This window comes from Pseudomonas arcuscaelestis (genome assembly GCF_016881005.1).
Classification (GTDB): domain Bacteria; phylum Pseudomonadota; class Gammaproteobacteria; order Pseudomonadales; family Pseudomonadaceae; genus Aquipseudomonas; species Aquipseudomonas arcuscaelestis.
Genome location: NZ_JACOPV010000084.1, coordinates 1 through 1,036 on the forward strand (window position 1 = coordinate 1; position 1,036 = coordinate 1,036).

Genomic DNA, 1,036 nt, shown 5'->3' on the forward strand with positions numbered 1-1,036 from the left:
GGCCAGAGCACGCACTTCACCGTTTTCCAGGGTTTTGCCTGGGCCAGCAGCGACGATCACACCGTGGTTGGCTTTTTCAGCAGCCGAACCTGGCAGAACGATACCGCCAGCGGTTTTCTTTTCTTCTTCGCTGCGCTTGATAACGACGCGGTCGTGCAGAGGACGAAGCTTGCTCATTGTCGATCTCTCCTAATTGTGTTTTTCATCGGCCGGTGTCAGTACCGGCAGGTTGTATTCCGGCTGTGCCGGTCGCGGCTCGCCAAGCAAGACGCGGAAGTCTGTCTGGTGTCGCCACCAGAAACCTTGCGGTGACCGTTACATAAGGGCGCATAAGCTTATTACAAGGGGCCGCGGCGGAAATTTTTTACCTGTGCCGACGGCCAAAAGCAACACGGCACCCGAAGGTGCCGTGCCAGTGAAGCGGTTATTTGCTGTCGCGGTGCTCGAATTCGCCTTCGATCACATCACCTTCTCGCCCCAACGGTTGGCGCGGAGCCGGGCCGCCACGGGGTTGCAGGTCATCGGCGAATGCACGCTGGCGAAGCGCGGCCTCTTCAGCGCGCTGGCGCATCTTGCCGGCCAGTAGCTTGCGGGTGAACGGCAGCAGCATGACCAGACCGACGACATCACTGATGAAACCCGGCAGGATCAACAGGCCGCCGGCCAGGGCCATCATCAGGCCCTCGAGCATGGTCTGGGCCGGCAGTTCGCCGCGGTTCAGGCTTTCACGGGCACGCAGCGCCGTGGCCAAGCCGGCGACGCGCAGCACCAACACGCCGAGCATCGAGCCGAGAATGATCAGCAGCAGGGCCGGGAAAAACCCGATAGCCCCTGCCACTTTGACGAATACGAACAGCTCCAGCACCGGAAACAGCAGAAAGAGCAACAAAAAAGGGCGCATCTAACTTTCCTCTACGCAAGAAATGCCTTGCAGTAAGCCTTAGATGACGTCGCCCTTTCGTGAATTCAAGCGTCGGCCACTGCATTTTTTGGCCAATGCTCGGCGTGAGCCAGAGAAACCAAGGCTTCGCGCACT

2 protein-coding genes are annotated in these 1,036 nt (G+C 59.5%); both read right to left on the reverse strand.

What is annotated here, in order from left to right:
- Positions 1-177: co-chaperone GroES (locus H8F21_RS29410; RefSeq protein WP_203585858.1), on the reverse strand; the 177-nt coding region annotated here is incomplete at its 3' end.
- A 247-nt stretch (positions 178-424) separates the two neighbouring features.
- Positions 425-901: an FxsA family protein gene (locus tag H8F21_RS29415; RefSeq protein WP_203585857.1), complete on the reverse strand. Its 477-nt coding sequence runs from the start codon at positions 899-901 to the stop codon at positions 425-427.
- Between the last annotated feature and the right edge of the window lie 135 nt (positions 902-1,036).